Origin of the sequence: Micromonospora inositola, assembly GCF_900090285.1 — a bacterium.
GTDB classification, from domain to species: Bacteria; Actinomycetota; Actinomycetes; order Mycobacteriales; family Micromonosporaceae; genus Micromonospora; species Micromonospora inositola.
This window is the reverse complement of the sequence record NZ_LT607754.1, coordinates 3,986,232-4,002,090: the sequence shown is the minus strand read 5'-3', so window position 1 is coordinate 4,002,090 and position 15,859 is coordinate 3,986,232. Positions and strand designations below refer to the sequence as shown.

The window sequence follows — 15,859 nt, the reverse complement described above, 5'->3', positions numbered from 1 at the left end:
CGCTGTGGTCGTCGCCGGCCGCCGCGCCCGCTCAGAACAGGCGCGACGACCAGAGCAGGCTCAGCCCACCCGCGCAGAGGGCGAGGAGCAGCGCGATTCCCGCGTACCACTGGGTGATCTCGCGCGGCTCGGTCCGGAACCCGATCGAGCTGCCCATGTCCTGGTAGACCTGCTTCAGCTCGCTGACCGAGGCGGCCTCGTAGAAGAACCCCTCGGTGGTTTCCGCGAGCTGCGCGAGAGCCATCCGGTCCACCGGCACCCGCTGCGGCTGGCCGCCGATCTCCACCTGCCCCGAGTCGGTGCCGAACGCGATCGTGGAGACCGGGACGTTCGCCGCCTGGGCCGCCGCGGCGGCCTCCTCCACCGACCGCCCCGAGGTGCGGTACCCGTCGGAGAGCAGCACGATCCGGGCCGGCGGGATGCCCGCCGCGCCGTCGGCCGGCACCGAACGGATGGCCTCCAGGCAGGTGAACACCGCCTCCCCGGTGGCCGTCGACTCGGCCAGCACCAGTCCGTCGATGGCGGTGGTCACCGCCTCCCGGTCCTTGGTCGGCGAGACCAGCACGTTCGCCGACTTGGCGAAGGAGACCAACCCGAGGTTGTAGTTCTCCGGCAGCTCCCCGACGAACTGCTTGGCCGCCTCCTGGGCCGCCTCCAGCCGGTTCGGCGCCACGTCGTCGGCCTGCATCGACAGCGACACGTCGATGGCGAGCATGACGGTGGCCCGCTCCAGGGGCTCCTTGGTGTCCATCGCCGGCCGGGCCAGCGCGGTGGCGAGCACGAGCAGGCAGAGCAGGAACGCGGTGGCCGCCGCGTGCCGCCGCCAGCCCAGCCCCTTCGGCGCGAGGGTCCGCAGCAGGTCCACGTTGGTGAACCGCATCGCGTACGCCCGGCGGTGCAGCTGCCGCCAGACGTACGCGGCGGCAAGGGCGAGCACCGGCAGCACGGCCAGCAGCCACCACGGTTGCAGAAAACGGATCATCGTGTCGTCCCTCGGGTGCGGGCGTGCCGCTGCGCGGCCACGAAGCGCACCATGTCCAGCAGCCAGTCTCGGTCCGTACGCAGCCGCAGGTGGGCCGCGCCCGCGGCGCGCAGCTCCGCGGCGATCGCCGCCCGCTGGGCGGCGGCCGCGTCGGCGTACCGGCGGCGCAGCCGCGGGTCGGCGGTCTGCACCTCGTGCAGCTCCCCCGTCTCCGGGTCGACCACGGGCAGCACCCCCACGTCGGGCAGCTCCAGCTCGCGCGGGTCCACCACCTCGATCGCCAGCACGTCGTGCCGGACCCGCAGCTTACGGATCGGCCGGCCCCACTGCTGCGGCGGTGCCAGGAAGTCGGAGATGACCACCGCCACACCGCGTCGGCGCGGCGGCCGGTTGAGCATGTCGACCAGCGCCCCGAGGTCGCTGCGCCCGGGCTGGATCTCCGCCTCGGCGATCGCCCGGAGCAGGCCCTGCGCCTCCTTGCGGCCGGCCCGGGCGGGCAGCCGGCGCAGCGTCCCCGGCCCGGCCGCCGGGGGGGCGCCCCGCCACCGGCCGGCCCGCGGGGGCGCCGGGGCGCCGGTGCCGACCACCGCCCCGATCCGGTTGCCGCCGCGTACCGTCAGGTGGGCCAGGGCGGCCGCCGCGGCGACCACCACGTCGCGCTTTAGCCACCGGCCGGTGCCGAAGTCCAGGCTCGCCGAGAGGTCCACCGCCAGCCAGGTCTCCAGCTCCCGGTCGGCCACCGTACGCCGGACGTGCGGCATCGTGGTCCGCGCGGTGACCGGCCAGTCCATCCGGCGTACGTCGTCGCCGGGGCGGTACTCGCGGGACTCCCCCGCCTCGCTGCCCGGCCCGGGCAGCAGCCCGGCGTAGTCGCCCTGGAGCAGGCCGTCGAGCTTGCGGGTGACCAGCAGTTGCAACCGGGACAGCACCGCGCCGCTGCGCTCCGCGCCGGCCCCGGCCGGCAGGTGGGTGGGTGGGGTCACGGCCGCTGCCCGGGCCAGCCCGCGCCGGCCGGGGCAACCGGTGGCGGCGGGGTGGCCTGCTGCCGGGGCGCGACGGCGGGCAGCGGGATGGTGGACATCACCCGGTGCACGATGTGGTCGGCGGGGACGTCGTCGGCGAGCGCGTCGTAGCTGAGCACCAGCCGGTGGCGCAGGATGTCCGGGGCGATGTCCTGCACGTCCTGCGGCAGGGCGTAGTCCCGGCCGCGCAGCAGGGCCAGCGCCCGGCTGGCCCGGACCAGCCCGAGCGAGGCGCGCGGGCTGGCGCCGTACTGGATGAGCTGCGCGACGTCCGGCATGCCGTGCTCGGCCGGGGCGCGGGTGGCCAGCACCAGCCGGACCGCGTAATCGACCAGCGCGTTGTGCACGAAGACCTGGTCGGCCTTGCGCTGGAGGGCGATCAGGTCGGGCGTGCTGAACACCGGCGTCGGCTCGGGCGGGGCGACGCCCATCCGGTAGACGATCTCCCGCTCCTCGGCGTCGGTCGGGTAGCCGACCAGGACCTTCATCAGGAAGCGGTCGCGCTGCGCCTCCGGCAGCGGATAGACGCCCTCCTGCTCGATCGGGTTCTGCGTCGCCATCACCAGGAACGGGTCGGGCACCCGGTGGGTCTCGCCGCCGATGGAGACCTGGCGCTCGCTCATCACCTCCAGCAGCGCCGACTGCACCTTGGCCGGCGCCCGGTTGATCTCGTCGGCCAGCAGGAAGTTCACGAAGACGGGGCCCAGCTCGACGTCGAACTTCTCGCTGGACTGGCGGTAGATCCGGGTGCCCACGATGTCGGCGGGGACCAGGTCGGGGGTGAACTGGACCCGGGCGAAGGAGCCGCCCACCACCTTGGCGAGGGTCTCCACGGCGAGGGTCTTCGCCACCCCGGGCACCCCCTCGAGCAGGCAGTGCCCCCGGGCCAGCAGGGCGACGAACATCCGCTCGACCATCCGGTCCTGACCGACGATCACCCGCTTGATCTCGAACAGGGCGCGTTCCAGCAGGGTGGCGTCCTCGGCCGGAGTCGTGCTGACCGGCGGGGGCGCGTCCGGCAGGGCCTCGGTCGGGGTCGGGGCGTCGGGCGTGGTCGGCTGGGCCACCGGTCCTCCACAGCATGGTCGGTCGTCGGTCGTCGCGGCGTGATGCGTATCAAGACTGTCATGCCCGGCTGAGAGCCGAGGGTGCGAGAGGACGATTTTCGCCACGCCGTCCCGTGGCCCGGAAAACCCTGAACACGGGTGGACAGGAAGGGGTACGGCGTGTGTACGATTCACCCCGTCGCCGGGCGGCTCCCCCCGTGGCCGCCCGGCGCTAAAACTTCCCGGAGCGCGGCCTAGACTCGCCCCGATGACCACTTCCCGCCCTGCCGAAGAGGCGCCGATCTGTTCGGCACGCGGTTGTCGCGCTCCGGCCGCCTGGGCGCTGCGCTGGAACAATCCCCGCCTGCACGACCCCGACCGGCGCAAGACGTGGCTGGCCTGTCCCGAGCACCGCGAATCGCTCGGCGCGTTTCTCGATGCACGTGGCTTCCTGCGCGAGGTGGCGGCGGTGGCCGGATCGCCTACCCTCGAAGGGTGAGTGAGCGCAGCGGATCACCCCGGTGAACGGTGACGACCTCGCCGGGCCGCCGTCGGCCCCGGCCGGCCCGCTGGAGCCGTGGCCGGACACCGTCCGCTGGCAGCCGATCTCCCACGACCTGATCTGGGTGGAGCTGATCCGGCTCGGCGTGCTGCTGGCCGTTCTGCTGATCGGGCTCGGCCTCGGCTGGGCGTTCAGCGGGCACTGGCTCTTCGGCGCCGCCCTCGGCGTGATCGTCCTGCTGGCCGGCTGGCGGGTGGTCGCGATCGTCCGGGCGGTGCACGCCTGGGGGTACGCCGAGCGGGAGCACGACCTGCTGGTCCGGCACGGGCTGCTGGTCCGGCGGCTCTCCATCGTCCCGTACTCGCGGATGCAGTTCGTCGACGTCAGCGCCGGGCCGCTGGAGCGGGCGTTCGACCTGGCCACCGTGCAGCTGCACACGGCCGCGGCAGCGAGCGACGCGCGGGTGCCCGGGCTGCCGCCGGCGGAGGCCTCCCGGCTGCGCGACCGGCTGACCGCGCTCGGCGAGGACCGGGCGGAGGGCCTGTGAGCGACGGTCCGGCCGACCCGCGGCCCGACGCGCCGCAACCCGATCCCGAGCCGGCCCCGCCGCCCGCCGGCCCCGCCCCGCCACCCTGGCCGCACGCGCCGCGACCCGCCGCCCACGACCCCGCCCAGCCGCCCTGGCCGGCGGCCCCGCGACCTGCAACCCCCCACCCCGCCCAGCCGCCCTGGCCGGCCGGACCACCCGGCACCCCCGGGCCGGCCCACTGGCCGGCCGCGCCGCAGCCCGGGGCGCCGGTGCCGGGGACGGTCGGGCAAGGCTGGCCCGGGCACGGCTGGCCGGGCGTGCCGGGCGTCGCTGCCCCGCCCGGCGAGGAGCCCCGGCAGCGGCTGCACCCGTTGAGTCCCGTGCTGCACGGCGCCAAGTCGCTGGTGGTGGTGATCGCCGGTCTCTCCTGGTCCACGCTCTCCCGGGTCGGCTTCGGCTGGTTCGCCGCAATGGCCGCGGTGCTCGCCCTCGGCGCCACCGTGCTGGCCGTGGTCAGCTGGTACAACACCGGCTACCACATCGTCGGCCGGGAGTTGCGGGTGCACGAGGGGCTGATCTGGCGGCGTACCCGGGCCATCCCGCTGGAACGGTTGCAGGCCGTGGAGCTGGTCCGCCCGCTGCTGGCCCAGCTCACCGGGCTCGCGGAGCTGCGCCTGGAGGTGGTGGGCGGGGGCAAGACCGAGGCGCCGCTGGCGTACCTGGGGGTGGCCGAGGCGGCCGCGCTGCGCCAGCGCCTGCTCGCCGTCGCCGGCCGCGCGCCCCAGGCCGCTGCCGGCCGCCCGCCGGAGGCCGTCGCGCCCGCCGCCGGCCAGGCCGCCGCGCCGGCGCCGGCCGGGCGCTGGCTGCACACGGTACGCAACACGGACCTGCTGGTCAGCCAACTGCTCACCCCGCAGGCCTTCCTGCTCCCGTTCGGCCTGGCCTTCGTGGTGGCGCAGTTCCTCTCCGAGGGTTCCCGGTCCTTCATCGCGGTCGCCAGCACCCTGACCGCGATGGCGGGCGTCCTGCTGCAACCCGTCCGCCGGGTCCTCGACGACTGGGGCTTCCGGCTGGACCGGGACGAGGACACGCTGCGCATTCGCAACGGCCTGCTGGAGACCCGGGCGCAGACGGTGCCGCTGCACCGGGTGCAGACCGTCGGCGTGACCTGGCCGCTGCTGTGGCGGATGAAGGGCTGGCTGCGGCTGCGGCTGGAGGTGGCCGGCTACTCGGGCGCCGAGCCGGACGACCGGAACCGCCCGGACCGCCTGCTCCCGGTCGGCGATCTGCGCACCGGCGAGCTGGTGGTGGCGGAGGTGCTGCCGGGCGTACGCCTCACCGCGCTGCCGCTGACCCGGCCGCCGCGGCGGGCCCGCTGGCTGCGTCCGCTGAGCCGGTCGGCGACCGGCGTGGGCCTCGACGACCGCGTTTTCGCCGCCCGCTCCGGCCTGCTCACCCGGCAGTTGGCGATCGTCCCGTACGCCCGGATCCAGAGCGTGCGGGTGACGCAGGGGCCGGCGCAACGGCGGCTGCGGCTGGCCACGGTGCACGCGGACACGGCCGGTGGGGCCGGTGCGGCCGCGCACGACCGGGACGTGGCCGAGGCGTGGGAACTGGCGGCCGAGCTGAACGCGCGGGCGCACGCCGCCCGCCGTGCCGACGGAGATCCCCGGGCCTAGCCCGGCCATCAGGGCACCCGCGCGCCCCGTGTGCCGTCGGCGGCCGGGCCCGCCACCGGCGGCCGAGGGGCGGGCCGCCCGACGGCGACCCGTCAGCGGTCGGCCGGCACCGCGTCAGCGGTCGGCCGGCACCGGCGAGGAGTCGGCGGCGGCGTCCCGTCCCGCTTCCCGGCCGGCGGCGGGGGTCGCCGGGGCCGCTGCCGGGCCGTCGATGACCTCCCGCGCCGCCGACGAGGGCGCGCTCCGCGCCCGCCGGGCCGCCCACCAGCGTTCGGCCAGGGCGACGACGAGGAAGGTCATCCCGACGTACGCCCAGCCGACCAGCACGTCGATCATGTAGTGCTCGCCGCTGTAGACCAGGGTGAACGTCATCGCCAGCGGGTACGCCAGCAGCAGCGGCCACCAGCGCCGCCGGGTGGCTCCGAGGAAGAACAGCACGACGAAGAGGGCGAACGCGGTGTGCAGGGAGGGCATCGCGGCCACCGGGTTGGCGGCGATCTGGCCGGCGTTGAGCACGTTGCCCGCGCCGTGCATGCCGAACGCCTTCCAGCCCCGGGTGGAGATGCGGGCGACCTCGGTGAGCAGACCGTTCTGCGCGGCCCACCAGGGCGGCGCGGCCGGGTAGAGGAAGTAGGTGACCAGCCCGGCGGCGCAGAGGAACGCCCACCGCCGCATGTATGCCGCCCAGCGGGTCCGGTCGCGCAGCCAGAGCACCGCGGCGGCGGCCAGGGTCACCACGAAGTGGGAGAAGTAGACCCAGCTGACCACCACGTCCCACCAGTGCACCTCGGGCCGGTACAGGTGCTGCTGCAACCAGACGGTGGGCACCTCGCCACCGGTGGCCCAGCCGAGCAGGAACCGGTCGGCGACGATCAGCTCCATCGCGTGCGGCGTCGCCCCGTTGTCCGCGAACCCCCGGGAAAGGTTGTACCCGGCGAGGAGCAGCACCACCGGGACCCAGTCCCGGGCGAACCGCAGGTGGCTGCGCCACGGCCGGGTGGAGTTCCAGGCGATGGTGGCCGCCCAGATCCAGAGGAAGGCGTACGCCGGGTCGGTGGGCAGGCCGATGGCGAACCAGCCGGCCACGAACGCCACCGCCCAGATCGCCATGGCGGTGACGCGGCGTCGCCCGCCGTCGGGCGACGCGGCCGGGCCGGTCCGGGCGGGGGGCTGGGGATCTGTCACGACGGCCATCGCGGTCAAGGTTAACGGCGGGCGACGCAGGGACCGACGCCGACCACCGCCCGTCGCGCGGGCCGGGTGGCGAGCGACACGGCCGACGGGGGTCCGTCGCACCCGACCGCTGATCATCGAGCCCGGCCGACGGGTGCGGTCGACGGGTGCGGTCGACGGACTCGGACGGGCCGGGCTCGGGGATGGGCCGGTTGTCGCCCGGCGTCGCCCGGACCGCGGGCGAACACCTACGCTGGGACCATGCACGAGCCGCCGGAGCCCTCCTTCGCGCCGGGCCTGACCGCCCGGGTCGAGCTGACCGTCACCGACGCCGACACCGCACAGGCGGTGGGCTCCGGGGACGTGCCGGTGCTCGGCACCCCCCGGGTGCTGGCCCTGGCCGAGGCGGCGACGGTGGCCGCGACCGCCACCCGGATGCCGGCCGGGCAGACCACCGTCGGGCTGCGGGTCGAGCTGGACCACCGGGCTCCCACGCCGGTCGGCCGGACGGTGGTCGCGCAGGCCCGTCTCGCCACGGTCGACGGCCGACGGCTGCTGTTCGAGGTGACGGTCGCCGACGGCGGGGAGACCGTCGCCGAGGGACGGGTCGAGCGGGTGCTGGTCGACCGGCAGCGCTTCGTCGAGCGCGCCTCGCGGGCGTCATGACCAGCCGCTTCGTCGAGGTCGCCGACCGCGTCCACCTACTGCGCGAGCCGCTGCTCCAGGTGAACGTGACGCTGGTGGTGGGCGACGGCGCGGCGCTGCTGGTGGACACCCTCTCCACCGCGGGCCAGGCGCGCGAGCTGGCCGCCGCGGCCCGGGCGGTCACCCCGCACCCGTGGATCGTGGTCAACACCCACCACCACTTCGACCACTGCTTCGGCAACGCCACCCTGGCCGCCGACCCGCCCCGCCCGGTGTACGCGCACGAGCTGGCCGCCGCGGCGCTGCGCGAACGCCCCGACCAGCTTCGCCGGGCCGCGTACGAGGAGACGCGCGAGGAACGGCCGGCGCTCGCCGCCGAGCTGGCCGACACGGTGCTGTTGGCCCCGACGCACACCGTGCACACCGAGACGGTGCTGGACGTCGGCGGCCGGCGCGTGGTGCTGCGCCACCCGGGGCACGGGCACACCGACGCCGACCTGGTGGTGCACGTGCCCGACGCGGACGTGCTGGTCGCCGGTGACCTGGTCGAGCAGAGCGGGCCGCCGGCCTTCGAGGAGTCGTACCCGCTGCAGTGGCCGGACGCGGTCGCCGACCTGCTCCGGCTCACCACCGCCGCGACGGTGGTGGTGCCCGGGCACGGCGAGCCGGTCGACGTCGAGTTCGTCCGCGCCCAGCACGCCCAGCTCGTCGAGCAGGCCTGGATGATCCGCGCCGGCCACACCGGCAGCGCCCCGCCCGAACGGGTGGCCGCCGAGTCCCCGTTCGGCGCCCGCCCCGGCCTGATCGCCGCCCGCCGCGGCTACGCCGAACTGAACGGCACCGACTGACCCACCCCACCCACCTCGCCCCGCCGCGCGCCCCACCCGCGCCGCCGATCTTGCAGTTGGGGCCTGCGATCCACCCCGTTCCGCGGCTTTCGCCCGGGCACCATCTGCAAGATCGCCGGGCAGGGGGCGGGGCGGGTCAGGGCTGGGGCTCGCCGCCGTGTCGTGGGGCTCCCGGCTCGTTCGGCTTCGCGGCTCTCGTCCACCGCCACAACTCCCTGACCGGATACCCGGGGCCGGTCAGGAGGGAAAGCGGTCCAGCACCGCGGCGCGGGTGGGCATGGAGACCGCGCCGCCGGGGGACTCGCAGACCAGGCCGGCCACCCGCAGCGCGAAGGCGACCCGCTGCTGCCAGCCGGCCGGGTCCACGGGCTCGCCGTCGACGAGCAGGTCGGCGATGAGGGCGCCCATCGCCGAGTCGCCGGCCCCGGTGGCGTCCACCGCCCGGACGTTCGGCGCGGGAACGCGTACCACGTCGGGGCCGGCGGCGACCAGCGCGCCGGCCGCGCCGAGGGTGACCACGACGGTCCCCGCGCCCAGCTCGCGCAGGTACGCGGCGACCCCCTCGACCGGCTCACGGGGATAGAGCACCTCGGCGTCGGCGGTGCTGAGCTTGACCAGGTGGGCGCTCGCGGCGAACTCGGCCACCACCTCACGCAGCCGCTCGAGGGCCCCCGGCCTGCCCAGCAGCCGGGGCCGGACGTTCGGGTCGAACACCCGCAGCGCGCCGGCGATCGACCAGGCCCGGCGCGCGGCGGCGCGCACCGGCGGATCGAGCAGCACGATCGATCCGCAATAGAGCACATCCGCACCCTCGACCAGCGCAACGTCCAGGTCGTCGGCAGTGAGCAGGGCGTACGACCGCGGCTCGCCGTAGAAGCGGAAGTCCGGTTCGGGGCCGGCGAAGGTGGCCACCGCCAGGGCGGTCGGCGCCGGTACGGTCACCGCGCCGGTCAGCCCGACCCCGGCCGCGCCCAGGAACGCGCGGATCCGGGCGGCGAGCGCGTCGTCGCCGAGCGACCCGACGTACTGGACGTCGCCGCCGAGTCGGGCCACCGCCACGGCCACGTTGAGCGGGCCGCCACCGATCGCCTGCCGGTAGACGGGCTGCCCCTCGTACTCGGCGTCGAGCAGGTCGACCAGCGCCTCGCCCAGCACCACCGCGTACCCCATGTCCCCTCCCGCGTTCCGATCTTGTCGCACCAGGCTGGCACACTCCCCGGCACCAGGGGCGCCGAAGCGACCGTATTGACCTACTGGGCGTTCTGCGAGGCGCGCGACTGGGAGGCGTTCGGCGGGCTGCACCGCTGAAACGATCCAGAGGGTTTGCGTCCGCCGGAGTCGCCTCCGCAGACGCAAACCTCTGGATCAACAGCGCGAGACCCGGGTCGGCCGGGCGTCAGCGGACCATGGAGCCGACCACCGGCTTGGTGAGCAGGGCGGACTGGTTGCGCTGGATGCCCGGGTCGAGGGTCTTGGCGACGAAGATGGCGTGCCAGATGCAGAAGATCAGCACGGTCCACACCTTGCGGGAGTGGTCGGCCTCCTCCCGCTTGTGCTCCTCCAGCAGCCGCATCGCGTACGACAGGTCGATCAGGTCGCCGGCGCCGGAGGTGGCCAGCACGTGCCGGGCCCACTCGTACATCTCGCCGCGCAGCCAGACCCGGGTCGGGGTCGGGAAGCCCAGCTTCTTACGGTTGACGATGGCCGGCGGCACCACGCCCTGCAGCGCCTGGCGCATGGCGTACTTGGTGGCGTCGGAGCGGGGCGGGAGCTTCAGGTCCACCGGGATGCCGGCCGCGACGTTGAAGACCTCGCGGTCGAGGAAGGGCACGCGCACCTCCAGCGAGTGCGCCATCGAGATCCGGTCGGCCTTGACCAGGATGTCGCCGCGCAGCCAGGTGTAGAGGTCGACGTACTGCATCTTGGTGACGTCGTCCAGCTCGATGCACTCGGCGTAGATCGGCTCGGTGACGTCGGTGTAGCGGACCGAGGGGTCGTAGCGGCGCAGCAGGTGCTGCTTCTCCTCCTCGGTGAACATCCGGGCGTTGCCGTAGTAGCGCTGCTCGATCGGGGTGGTGCCGCGCTCCAGGAAGCTCTTGCCCTTGACCCCCTGCGGGATGGCCTTGGAGACCGCCCGCAGCCCCTTCTGCACGCCGCCGGGCAGGCCGTTGACCGTATTGAGGGAGAGCGGCTCCCGATAGATCGTGTAACCGCCGAAGAACTCGTCCGCGCCCTCGCCGGAGAGGACCACGGTGACGTGCTCGGCGGCCTTCTTCGCCACGAAGTAGAGCGGGACCAGCGCCGGGTCGGCCACCGGGTCGTCCAGGTGCCAGACGATCTTCGGCAGCGCGTCGATCATGTCCTGCGGCCCGATCTTGGTCGGGATGGTGGTCACGTCGAGGTGCCGGGCCGAGTCCTGGGCGACGTCGATCTCGGAGTAGCCCGGCACGTCGTAGCCGACGGTGAAGGTGAGGATGTTCGGGTTGAACTCACGGGCCAGCGCGACCACCGCGGTGGAGTCGATGCCGCTGGAGAGGAACGAGCCGACCGGCACGTCCGAACGCATGTGCATCCGGACGCTCTCCCGCAGCGTCTCCCGGATCTCGTGGTAGAGCTTCTGCTCGTCGGAGACCGGCGCCGGCCGGAACACCGGCCGGTACCACCGGCGCACCTCGATCCGGCCGCCCGGCGTCCAGGTGAGGTACTCCCCCGACCCGATCCGGTTGATCCCCTTGTGCAGGGTGCCCGGCTCGGGGACGTACTGGAGGGTCAGGTAGTGGCTCAGGTTGGCCGCGTCGATCCCGGCGTCGCCGGCGTACGCCGACTGCGCGAACGGCAGCAGCGCCTTCTTCTCCGACGCGAGGTAGAGGCCGTCGGCCGTCTCCAGGTAGTGCAGCGGCTTGATGCCGAAGTAGTCCCGGGCGCCGAACGCCCGCCGCTCCTGCCGGTCCCAGATGACGAAGGCGAACATGCCGCGCAGTCGGGTGAGCACCTGCTCGCCCCAGTAGTGGTACCCGGCGACGATCACCTCGCCGTCACCGTTCGTGGCGAACTGGGCGCCGAAGTCCCGAATCAGCTCGTCCCGCAGCTCGATGTAGTTGTAGATCTCGCCGTTGAAGGTGAGCTGGTAGCGGCCGCCCGCGTAGGGCAGCGGCTCGTGGCTGAGCGCCACGTCGATGATCGCCAGACGCTTGTGCGCGAACACCCCGTCCGCGTACCGGCCGGAGGCGTCGCCGACCACCTCGACCCCCGTCTCGTCGGGGCCGCGGTGGTGCAGGCACTCCAGTGCTCCGGCGATGTTGTCGCGGTGGGCGGCGGCGTCGCCGCGCGCGCTGAAGAAGGCCAGGAGTCCGCACATGGTGGTCATCTTTCCACGCGCCCGGAGCGGACGTCGCGGCACCGCAGGCTCTTCCCGTCGCGGTCCGCGCGGTACCGTCTGGACCAGCGACGAGGCGCAAGGAGGCGGATCATGGCCGAGGAGCGGGCGCAGCAGGGCAAGCCGGCGGACGGTACGGAATCGCACGACCCGGACTTCCCCGAGGCGTTCCTGACGTTCATGCGGCAGGGCTGGCGGGACACTGAGCTGCCGGTCGGCCCACGGCCGGAGGTGCCCAACTACGCCAAGCGGCGGGCCGCGCTCTCCGCAGCCTTCCCCGGCGAGATCCTGGTCATCCCCACCGGCGGCGAGAAGGTACGCGCCAACGACACCGACCACCCGTTCCGGCCGGGCAGCGACTTCGCGTACCTGACCGGCGACCACGACCCGGACAGCGTGCTCGTGCTGCGGCCGAACGGCTCCGGGCACGACGCCACGCTGTACATGCGGCCCCGGTCGTCGCGGGAGACCGACGAGTTCTTCCGCAGCCGGCACGGCGAGCTGTGGGTGGGCCGGCGGCACACCCTCGGCGAGAAGTCGACCGAGCTGGGGCTGCCGACCGCCGACCTGACCGAGCTGGACGCGGCGCTGGCCGACTGCGCGCCGGGGCGTACCCGGGTGTTGCGCGGCTTCGACGCCCGGGTCGACAAGGGGGTCCGCCCGTGGGACGGCGCCCACGCGGAGGGCCAGCCGGCCCGCGACCGGGAGCTGGCCATCGCCATCTCGGAGCTGAAGCTGGTCAAGGACGAGTGGGAGATCGCCCAGCTCCAGGAGGCGTGCGACGCCACCGTCCGGGGCTTCGAGGACGTGGCCCGGGCGTTGCCGGCCGACCGCGGCGTCTCCGAGCGGCTGCTGGAGGGGATCTTCGCGCTGCGCGCCCGGCACGACGGCAACGACGTCGGCTACGGCTCGATCGTCGGCGCCGGCGAGCACGCCACGATCCTGCACTGGGTGCACAACCACGGCGCCACCCGTCCGGGCGAGCTGCTGCTGATGGACATGGGCGTGGAGAACCGCAACCTCTACACCGCCGACGTCACTCGGGTGCTGCCGGTCGACGGCCGGTTCACCCCGCTCCAGCGCCAGGTGTACGACGCGGTCCACGCCGCCCAGCAGGCCGGGATCGACATCATCAAGCCGGGCGTGGCGTTCCGGGAGGTGCACCTGACCGCGATGCGGGTGCTCGCCGAGGCGCTGAAGGATCTCGGGCTGCTGCCGGTGAGCGTGGACGAGGCGATGGACCCGGCCTCGACGGTCTACCGCCGGTGGACCCTGCACGGCACCAGCCACATGCTCGGCATCGACGTGCACGACTGCGCCAATGCCCGCAAGGAGAAGTACCGCGACGGCGCGCTCGGCGAGGGCTACGTGCTGACCGTGGAGCCGGGGCTCTACTTCCAGCCGGAGGACGAGCTGGTCCCGGAGGAGCTGCGCGGCATCGGGATCCGGATCGAGGACGACATCCTGGTCACCGCGACCGGCGCGGTGAACCTCTCGGCCGGGCTGCCGCGCCGCTCCGACGAGGTGGAGACCTGGTTGGCCGAGCAGCGCGAGGCGGGTCCGCGCCTGCCGGGCTGAGCCGGGAGTACGACCAGCGGCGGGCTCCGCCGCCGGTGTCTGCGACGTATCTCGTCGTTACGACACCGGTGGCGGGGCCCGTCGCCGTTTGCGCTGGTCAGAGCCTTTCCTGCCAGGGCGCCCCGGTCACGCCGGCCGTCCCGATGTGAGCGGAATGCGGGGTTTTCTCGGATAAGTCCCCGTCGCGAGGATCCTTCTCATACGGTGTGCATCAGAGGCTGCAACCTATTTGTAGCTGGTCGCCCTGCCTCAGGTAGGTCGACCCCTTTGAGCACGAAAGGGCGGAAGGCTCTGATGTCCAACGACGTAACGACTTCCGACGGCGGGGCCCCGATGACCCCGTCGACGAGCAAACGGCGGGCGCTCTGGGTCGCCACCGGCGTGGCCGGGCTGACCGGTGTCGTCGGTCTGGCGGCGCTGGGTGGCCTCGCCGCTCGTGACAACAAGTCCGACGACGGGCAACGCGTCGCGGAGAACCACGCGGCCGCGCCGCAGAACATGAGCGACGCGAGCAAGAGCGACGGCCAGGACGCTGGCGCATCCGACCGGGACAACAAGGACCGGGACAACAAGGACCGGGACAAGGACAAGGACCGGGACAAGGGCGACGAGGTTCGGGAGGTGGCCTGTGACGACGATGATCTGATCGAGGCCCTCGAGGTGGCCAACCGGGATGAGGGTGGCACGCTGAAGCTGGCTCCTGACTGCCAGTACGAGCTGGACCAGTTCGACAAGAAGTCCGACGCGGGCCTGCCGACGATCAAGCAGGAGATCAAGATCGAGGGCAACGGCGCGACGATCAAGCGGGAAGCCGAGGAGGGGTTCCGGATCTTCCGGGTCGCCGACGGCGGTGACCTGACCCTGAAGGACGTCACCGTCAAGAACGGCGCCGCCGCCGAGCGCGAGCGCAAGCCCGTCAAGTACGTGCCGGAGAAGGCCGAAGGCAACCAGGGCGGTACCGGCGGCGGCGCCGAGGCGCCGGCCGTAGCGCCGCCGGCGCTTGCCGTAGCGCCGCCGGCGCTTGCCGTAGCGCCGCCGGCGCTTGCCGCGGCGCCGGCACCGCCGGCACCGCCGGCCAAGGACAGCGAGCACGGCAAGGACAGCTGGGACGGCAAGGACGGCAAGGACAGCGAGCACGGCAAGGACGGCAAGGACGGCAAGGACGGCAAGGAGCACGAGGGCGACGGCGGTGGCCTGCTGGTCGAGCGGGGCGGCAAGGCCCACGTGGTGAACAGCAAGTTCGTCCTCAACAGCGCCGAGGAAAACGGCGGCGCGATCGCCAACTTCGGCCGGGTCGAGGTCGAGAACAGCACCCTCGACAACAACCACGCCGGAGAGAACGGCGGCGCCATCTTCAACGCCGGTGTCCTCGAGGTCGAGGGCTCCCGCGACGGCAAGGGCGCCGAGTCCCGCATCACCAACAACACCGCCGGCGAGAACGGCGGCGGCATCGCCAACGGCAACGGCGACAAGAAGAAGGACCACGAGGACGGCAAGGGAGACCACGTCAACGGCGACCACGACGACGAGGGCAAGGCCGGCACCGTGGAGATCGAGAAGACCCTCATCGAGGGCAACACCGCCAAGAAGAACGGCGGCGGCCTGTTCAGCAACGACGGCTTCGTCGACGTCAGCTGGACCTTCGTCAAGAACAACACCGCCGAGAACGGCGGCGGCATCTACGCCGTCGACACCGTCCTGACGGTCAAGCACAGCACCATCGAGAAGAACAAGGCCCACCAGGACGGCGGCGGCATCTACAACGTCAACAGCGAAGAGAAGAAGCACGACAGCATGCAGTACGGCAAGGACAAGGACGAGGAGAAGCGGCGCGGCACGGCCACCGTCACCGACAGCGAGATCCTCGAGAACAGCGCCGGCCGCTTCGGCGGTGGCATCTTCAACGGCGAACCCTTCGAAGAGCCCTGGGCTGCTGGCAACATGGCCGCCCCGAGCGCCTCGTCCAACCACAAGGACCACGACGACGACTTCGAGGCCACCCTGGTCCTGCGCGACACCAAGATCAAGGAGAACTTCGCCGGTTGGAACGGCGGCGGCATCTACAACAACGAAGGCAAGGTGACCCTGACCAACACCAAGGTCACCAAGAACAAGGCCAACAACGGCAACGACAAGGACCACCACGGGATCGCCGGCGGCATCTTCAACAACGATGGCAAGGTCAAGCTCGACGACGACTCCACCATCACCGACAACGACCCCACCAACTGCGCCAACACCGTCGAAGACTGCTTCGACTGAACCACCACATAACGCCGGAGGTCCCTCTCCCCACGCGGGGAGGGACCTCCGGCCATCTGTCGAGTGGTACGGGCGGTGGCGGTCCCGGCCGTCACCGTTGACCCTCCTCGGCCACCACCGCGAGCTTTCCGCCGCCGGCCACGTCCTCGACACCCCTCGTACCGGGCCGGCACGCGCGTCCACACTCCTGCCGGTCGCGCTGTCCGCATACCGAATG

At 73.2% G+C, this 15,859-nt stretch carries 13 protein-coding genes; 7 read left to right on the top strand and 6 right to left on the bottom strand.

Going from position 1 to position 15,859, the window contains the following annotated elements; genetic code table 11:
* Positions 1-31: 31 nt before the first annotated feature.
* Genes GA0070613_RS19160 through GA0070613_RS19150 form a run of 3 tightly spaced genes read right to left on the bottom strand, consistent with a single transcriptional unit; the run spans position 32 to position 3,071 of the window.
* Positions 32-982 (bottom strand): VWA domain-containing protein, encoded by a 951-nt coding sequence (locus GA0070613_RS19160; protein ID WP_089013557.1) that lies wholly within the window; start codon positions 980-982, stop codon positions 32-34.
* Complete coding sequence (locus GA0070613_RS19155; protein WP_089016053.1) at positions 979-1,983, bottom strand: DUF58 domain-containing protein; 1,005 nt, start codon at positions 1,981-1,983, stop codon at positions 979-981. Before GA0070613_RS19155 ends, GA0070613_RS19160 begins: the two co-directional genes overlap by 4 nt.
* A complete protein-coding gene (locus GA0070613_RS19150; protein ID WP_089013556.1) occupies positions 1,962-3,071 on the bottom strand; it encodes an AAA family ATPase in 1,110 nt (369 codons plus the stop codon). The genes GA0070613_RS19155 and GA0070613_RS19150 overlap by 22 nt, the downstream gene beginning before the upstream one ends.
* 247 nt (positions 3,072-3,318) lie before the next feature.
* On the opposite strand from GA0070613_RS19150, the gene GA0070613_RS19145 reads away from it, so the two are divergent.
* From GA0070613_RS19145 to GA0070613_RS19135, 3 genes are read left to right on the top strand one after another with little or no spacing between them, the layout of a single operon-like run.
* The gene (locus GA0070613_RS19145; protein WP_089013555.1) at positions 3,319-3,549 is read left to right on the top strand and encodes a hypothetical protein; all 231 of its coding nucleotides are present in this window, start codon (positions 3,319-3,321) and stop codon (positions 3,547-3,549) included.
* Between the two features lie 22 nt (positions 3,550-3,571).
* Entirely contained in the window at positions 3,572-4,099 is a 528-nt protein-coding gene (locus GA0070613_RS19140) for a PH domain-containing protein (RefSeq protein ID WP_089013554.1), read from the top strand.
* Positions 4,096-5,760 (top strand): PH domain-containing protein, encoded by a 1,665-nt coding sequence (locus tag GA0070613_RS19135; RefSeq protein ID WP_408630951.1) that lies wholly within the window; start codon positions 4,096-4,098, stop codon positions 5,758-5,760. Before GA0070613_RS19140 ends, GA0070613_RS19135 begins: the two co-directional genes overlap by 4 nt.
* 114 nt (positions 5,761-5,874) lie before the next feature.
* Here the strand turns inward: GA0070613_RS19135 and GA0070613_RS19130 are convergent, their stop codons facing one another.
* Complete coding sequence (locus GA0070613_RS19130) at positions 5,875-6,954, bottom strand: phosphatase PAP2 family protein (protein ID WP_089013553.1); 1,080 nt, start codon at positions 6,952-6,954, stop codon at positions 5,875-5,877.
* Between the two features lie 240 nt (positions 6,955-7,194).
* Between GA0070613_RS19130 and GA0070613_RS19125 the strand changes: the two genes are divergently transcribed.
* Positions 7,195-7,599 (top strand): thioesterase family protein, encoded by a 405-nt coding sequence (locus GA0070613_RS19125; protein ID WP_089013552.1) that lies wholly within the window; start codon positions 7,195-7,197, stop codon positions 7,597-7,599.
* The gene (locus tag GA0070613_RS19120; RefSeq protein ID WP_089013551.1) at positions 7,596-8,426 is read left to right on the top strand and encodes an MBL fold metallo-hydrolase; all 831 of its coding nucleotides are present in this window, start codon (positions 7,596-7,598) and stop codon (positions 8,424-8,426) included. Before GA0070613_RS19125 ends, GA0070613_RS19120 begins: the two co-directional genes overlap by 4 nt.
* A 237-nt stretch (positions 8,427-8,663) precedes the next feature.
* Here the strand turns inward: GA0070613_RS19120 and GA0070613_RS19115 are convergent, their stop codons facing one another.
* Positions 8,664-9,596 (bottom strand): carbohydrate kinase family protein, encoded by a 933-nt coding sequence (locus tag GA0070613_RS19115; protein WP_089013550.1) that lies wholly within the window; start codon positions 9,594-9,596, stop codon positions 8,664-8,666.
* Between the two features lie 226 nt (positions 9,597-9,822).
* On the bottom strand, positions 9,823-11,784 hold the full coding sequence (gene asnB / locus GA0070613_RS19110; protein WP_089013549.1) for an asparagine synthase (glutamine-hydrolyzing): 1,962 nt from the start codon (positions 11,782-11,784) through the stop codon (positions 9,823-9,825).
* Between the two features lie 111 nt (positions 11,785-11,895).
* Between asnB and GA0070613_RS19105 the strand changes: the two genes are divergently transcribed.
* A complete protein-coding gene (locus GA0070613_RS19105; protein WP_089013548.1) occupies positions 11,896-13,380 on the top strand; it encodes an aminopeptidase P family protein in 1,485 nt (494 codons plus the stop codon).
* Positions 13,381-13,674: 294 nt separating this feature from the next.
* Positions 13,675-15,642, top strand: a complete 1,968-nt coding sequence (locus GA0070613_RS19100; RefSeq protein WP_089013547.1) for a hypothetical protein — start codon at positions 13,675-13,677, stop codon at positions 15,640-15,642.
* The last annotated feature ends 217 nt before the right edge of the window (positions 15,643-15,859 follow it).

Coding starts and splice junctions, on each gene's coding strand:
- GA0070613_RS19100 (WP_089013547.1), top strand. CDS start 13,675: ATGTCCAACGACGTAACGACTTCCGACGGCGGGGCCCCGATGACCCCG.
- GA0070613_RS19125 (WP_089013552.1), top strand. CDS start 7,195: ATGCACGAGCCGCCGGAGCCCTCCTTCGCGCCGGGCCTGACCGCCCGG.
- GA0070613_RS19115 (WP_089013550.1), bottom strand. CDS start 9,596: ATGGGGTACGCGGTGGTGCTGGGCGAGGCGCTGGTCGACCTGCTCGAC.
- GA0070613_RS19130 (WP_089013553.1), bottom strand. CDS start 6,954: ATGGCCGTCGTGACAGATCCCCAGCCCCCCGCCCGGACCGGCCCGGCC.
- GA0070613_RS19120 (WP_089013551.1), top strand. CDS start 7,596: ATGACCAGCCGCTTCGTCGAGGTCGCCGACCGCGTCCACCTACTGCGC.
- asnB (WP_089013549.1), bottom strand. CDS start 11,784: ATGTGCGGACTCCTGGCCTTCTTCAGCGCGCGCGGCGACGCCGCCGCC.
- GA0070613_RS19160 (WP_089013557.1), bottom strand. CDS start 982: ATGATCCGTTTTCTGCAACCGTGGTGGCTGCTGGCCGTGCTGCCGGTG.
- GA0070613_RS19105 (WP_089013548.1), top strand. CDS start 11,896: ATGGCCGAGGAGCGGGCGCAGCAGGGCAAGCCGGCGGACGGTACGGAA.
- GA0070613_RS19145 (WP_089013555.1), top strand. CDS start 3,319: ATGACCACTTCCCGCCCTGCCGAAGAGGCGCCGATCTGTTCGGCACGC.